Source organism: Martelella sp., from assembly GCF_984369615.1.
This window is the reverse complement of sequence record NZ_CFHTCS010000345.1, coordinates 1-4,630: the sequence shown is the minus strand read 5'-3', so window position 1 is coordinate 4,630 and position 4,630 is coordinate 1. Positions and strand designations below refer to the sequence as shown.

The following is a 4,630-nucleotide window of genomic DNA, read 5'->3' as shown; positions in this document are numbered from 1 at the left end:
CCCGGCAATGCCGATGTCACGATGGAGCGCGACCGGCTGGCGGCCGACCTGCGCAAATCCGGCCTGCCGACCCGGCGGATCGAGGCCTGGCACTATACCGACCTGCGCAACCTGCTGCGCGCCGTGCCCGAGGATGCCGGCGAGGCGGTAAACCCGTTGCCGGCCCTGTTGCAAGGCAGCGACGTTCTGCCGCTGGTGCAGGGCCGCGCCGGTGATGGACCCGCTATCGATGGGGTCGCGCGAAGCAAGGTTTCCGACGCGCTTTCAGGCGGCGACAAGACGGTGCGTTTCGCGCTGTCCCATGCCGATGACGCGATCGGCCGCATCAACGGCGCGCTGGTGAGCGACGGCTACGTGCTCGACATCGCCGAATCCTTCGATGCGCCGCTGGAGCTACAGGCCGTCCATGGCGGCGGGCAGGTGCATACCCGCAACCGCCTGAACTTTGCCGAGGGCGTGACCGGGATGGTGATCGAACGCCATGTCGCGCCGGCAGGCGCTGCGGCGCTCGTCAGCAATCTTTCGGCGCTGACGCTCGGCAAGGACGCCGAGATCACCTATGTGGTGATGCAGAGCCAGGGCGCGGACGACACCCATCTCGGCAAGCTGAAGATCGAACTCGGCGAAAACGCCAGGCTGAAACTGCTGGTCGTCAATGCGGGCGGCAAGCTGGTGCGCCACGAAATCGATTGCGACGTGAAGGGCGAGGGCGCCGACCTGATGCTGCGCGGCGTCAACCTGCTCGGCGGCGAGAGCCATACGGACATCACCTTCGACCTCGGCCACAACGTGCCCAACACGACCTCGACGGAAACCGTCCGCAATGTCGTTTTCGACAAGGCGCGCGGCGTGTTTCAGGGGCTGATCCGGGTGGCGCCCGATGCGCAGAAGGTTGACGCGAAGATGAGCTGCAACACGCTGCTGATGAGCGATTTCGGCTCGTTTTCGGCGAAACCCGAACTTGAGATCTTCGCCGACGACGTCCAGTGCGGCCATGGCGCGACGGTGACGGATATCGACCCGAACCATCTCTATTACATGATGGCGCGCGGTATTCCGCGAAAGGTCGCGGAGGGCCTGTTGATCAACGCCTTCGTTGCCGAGGTTGTCGAGGAGCTGGAAAACGAACAGCTTTCCGAGGCCGTCGAGGCGATCATCGCCGACTGGCTCGACCGGCACGAATAGGGGCTGTTTCCCCTTGCCGTTTCCGTCCCGCCAGCCGGGGCGGCTTTCCCGGTGTCTCACTGGCAGACGCCACAGACGGAGTTTTGGGCAATGGATGCTCGGGTGAAAAATTACGATGTCGAAAAGATAAGGCAGGATTTCCCGATCCTCTCCCGCGAGGTTTACGGAAAGCCGCTCGTCTATCTCGACAATGGCGCATCGGCGCAGAAGCCGCAGGTCGTCATTGACACGATCTCCAACGCCTATGCGCATGAATACGCCAATGTGCACCGGGGCCTGCATTTTCTCTCCAATGCGGCGACGGATGCCTATGAGGCGGCGCGCGAGAAGGTCCGCTCGTTCCTCAATGCCGGCTCGGTCAACGAGATCGTCTTTACCCGCAACACCACGGAGGCCATCAACACGGTGGCCTATGGCTGGGCGATGGAAAACCTCGGCGAGGGCGACGAGATCGTCCTCTCGATCATGGAGCATCACTCCAACATCGTGCCCTGGCACTTCCTGCGCGAGCGCAAGGGCGTCAAGCTGGTCTGGGCGCCGGTGGATGATGAAGGCGAGTTCCATATCGATGAGTTCGAGAAATGCCTGACGGAGCGCACCAGGCTCGTTGCCATCACCCAGATGTCGAACGCGCTGGGGACGATTGTCGATGTCAAGGAAGTGACCCGGCTTGCGCATGAGCGCGGCATCCCGGTGCTGGTCGACGGCTCGCAGGGCGCGGTTCATCTCCCGGTCGATGTGCGCGATATCGGCTGCGACTGGTACGTGATGACCGGCCACAAGCTTTACGGCCCTTCCGGCATCGGCGTGCTTTACGGCACGTTCGACCGCCTGTCGGAGATGCGGCCGTTTCAGGGCGGCGGCGAGATGATCTCCGATGTGTTCGAGGATCGCGTCACCTATGCCGAGCCGCCGCATCGCTTCGAGGCGGGCACGCCGCCGATCGTGCAGGCTATTGGACTGGGCGCTGCCCTTGACTATATGCAGGGCATCGGCCGTGCGGCAATTGCCGCGCACGAGGCGGATCTGACGGCCTATGCGCGCGAACAGCTTGCGCATGTGAACGCGCTGCGGGTCATCGGCAATGCGCGGCAGAAGGGCAGCATCTTTTCCTTCGCCATCGAAGGCGTGCATGCCCATGACATCTCGACGATCATCGACCGTCGCGGCGTCGCGGTGCGGGCCGGCACCCATTGCGCCCAGCCGCTTTTGACCCGCTTCGGCGTGACGTCGACCTGCCGGGCCTCGTTCGGCCTTTATAATACGCGCGCGGAGGTGGACGCCCTTGTCGAGGCGCTCGATTACGCGCGAACGTTCTTTGCCTGACCCAAGGAGAATGGCATGAGTGTTGAAGACAATGCAGAGACGGCAACGGCCGAGACCGGTTCCTCCATTCCGCCCGAGGAACTGGCGCGGCTTTCCGATGATATCGTCTCGGCGCTGAAGACGGTTTACGATCCCGAGATACCGGCCGATATTTTCGAACTCGGACTGATCTACAAGATCGATGTGGACGACGACCGGATGGTGAAGATCGACATGACGCTGACGGCGCCCGGCTGCCCTGTGGCGGGCGAAATGCCGGCCTGGGTGGAAAATGCGGTGAGCACCGTCGAGGGTGTCTCCGGCGTCGAGGTGGAAATGACCTTCGACCCGCCGTGGACGCCGGACCGCATGTCCGAGGAAGCAAAGATCGCCGTCGGCTGGTATTGACGCCGGCCGATTGTCCTGATGCAATCAATCCGAACGCCGGGCCTTGAACCCGGATGTTGATGGAGAATGAAATGGGCTTTCAAGTCATCACGCTGACCGATGCGGCAGCAACCCGCGTCAACGAGATCGTCGCCAATTCCGGTCCGGACGCCCGCGGCATTCGCGTCTCGATCAAGAAGGGCGGCTGCGCGGGCATGGAATATGCCGTTGACCTGGTGACAGCGGAGAATATAGCCGACAAGGACGACCATGTGGAGCTCAACGGCGCGACCGTCTGGGTCGACCCCGCCGCCTCGCTCTATCTGCTCGGCACGGTCATGGATTTCGAGGTGACCAAGCTTCGCACCGGTTTCGTGTTCAAGAACCCGAACGAGACGTCCGCCTGCGGCTGCGGGGAATCCGTGGAACTGAAGGCCGCAGATCTCGCCGAACTCGCAAAGGCGCGCGAGGCCGCGCATTGAACGCTTCCCGGAACGCGGATCGGATTGACAGCCTGGGCGGGCGATCGCCCGCGTGAAAAACGGCTTTCAGGGTCGCGGCAAACTGTTCTATTCAGTCCTTCTTACGAAGATGTACAGGAAGGTCTGATGAAATGCTCGAACTTCTCGCCAAAAGCATGCTCGTCGGCCTTGCCATTGCCGCGCCCGTCGGGCCGATCGGCGCTCTTTGCATCAACCGGTCGCTGACGCGCGGTTTCTGGTTCGGGGTGTCGGGCGGGCTCGGCACGGCGCTGGCCGACGCCACCTATGGCGCGCTTGCGGCGCTCGGCTTTGCCGCCTTCTCGGCGGCGCTGGCCACGATCTCCACGCCGCTGGCGCTGTTCGGCGGCGCCTTCCTGATCTTTCTCGGCTGGCGCGAGATGCGGCGGACCGGGGCGAAGGCGGCAGCCGAGCCGGCTCGCGGCGATCTGGCGCGCACCATTGCCACCACCTATGCGCTGACCATCGCCAACCCGGCGACGATCCTCTCCTTCGTCGCCATCTTCGCAGGCTTCGGCCTCGCCGATGCCGGCGGCGGCATTGCGCCGGCGATCGTGGTTGCCGGCGTCTTTGCCGGATCGCTTCTCTGGTGGGTGTTTCTCAGCGGCCTCGTGGCCGTCATCCGTCACAGGTTGCCGAAGGAATTCGCCCGCTGGGTGGCGCGCATTTCCGGCGGCATCCTGATCGGCTTCGGGCTGGTGGCGATCTCAACGGCCTTTCCGCACTGAGATTTTTCGCCCGAAAACGAAAAGACCCCGCCGCGGGGGCCGGGTCTTGTCTGTGAGCCTTTGACGCGTGACGTCACTTCGGCGAGATCATCAGCTCCGGGCGAACGATCTCGTCATATTCCTCAGCCGTCACAAGACCGGTGGCGAGGGCTTCCTCGCGCAGCGTCGTGTTATTCTTGTGCGCGGTCTTGGCGATCTTGGCGGCGTTGTCGTAGCCGATCTTCGGGGCAAGCGCCGTCACCAGCATCAGCGAACGCTCGACGCCGGCCCTGATGTTTTCCTCGCGCGCCTTGATGCCGACGACGCAATGGTCGGTGAAGGAGCGGGCGGCATCGCCCAGAAGCTGGACCGACTGCAGGAAGTTGTAGGCCATCATCGGGTTATAGACGTTGAGCTCGAACTGGCCCTGGCTGCCGGCAAAGGTGATCGCCGCCTGATTGCCGGCGATATGGGCGCAGACCTGGGTCATGGCCTCGTTCTGGGTCGGGTTGACCTTGCCGGGCATGATCGAGGAGCCGGGCTCGT

General features: G+C 63.6%; 6 protein-coding genes. 5 read left to right on the top strand and 1 reads right to left on the bottom strand.

Annotated elements, in window-relative coordinates; translation table 11 throughout:
• The 5 genes from sufD to AC5DC2_RS19820 form a co-directional block, all read left to right on the top strand.
• On the top strand, positions 1-1,185 hold a 1,185-nt coding region (gene sufD / locus AC5DC2_RS19840; protein ID WP_491699720.1), incomplete at its 5' end, for a Fe-S cluster assembly protein SufD.
• 90 nt (positions 1,186-1,275) lie between these two features.
• The gene (locus AC5DC2_RS19835) at positions 1,276-2,511 is read left to right on the top strand and encodes a cysteine desulfurase (protein ID WP_024707661.1); all 1,236 of its coding nucleotides are present in this window, start codon (positions 1,276-1,278) and stop codon (positions 2,509-2,511) included.
• Between the two features lie 15 nt (positions 2,512-2,526).
• Positions 2,527-2,898 carry an SUF system Fe-S cluster assembly protein gene (locus AC5DC2_RS19830; protein WP_024707662.1) on the top strand — a complete coding sequence of 124 codons (372 nt, stop codon included), beginning with the start codon at positions 2,527-2,529 and terminating at the stop codon, positions 2,896-2,898.
• Between the two features lie 71 nt (positions 2,899-2,969).
• Entirely contained in the window at positions 2,970-3,359 is a 390-nt protein-coding gene (gene sufA / locus AC5DC2_RS19825) for a Fe-S cluster assembly scaffold SufA (RefSeq protein ID WP_024707663.1), read from the top strand.
• 131 nt (positions 3,360-3,490) lie between these two features.
• A complete protein-coding gene (locus tag AC5DC2_RS19820; RefSeq protein WP_491699719.1) occupies positions 3,491-4,105 on the top strand; it encodes a LysE family translocator in 615 nt (204 codons plus the stop codon).
• Positions 4,106-4,178: 73 nt separating this feature from the next.
• On the opposite strand, the gene AC5DC2_RS19815 is transcribed toward AC5DC2_RS19820, so the two are convergent.
• The coding region (locus AC5DC2_RS19815) for a lyase family protein (protein ID WP_491699718.1) at positions 4,179-4,630 on the bottom strand (452 nt) is incomplete at its 5' end.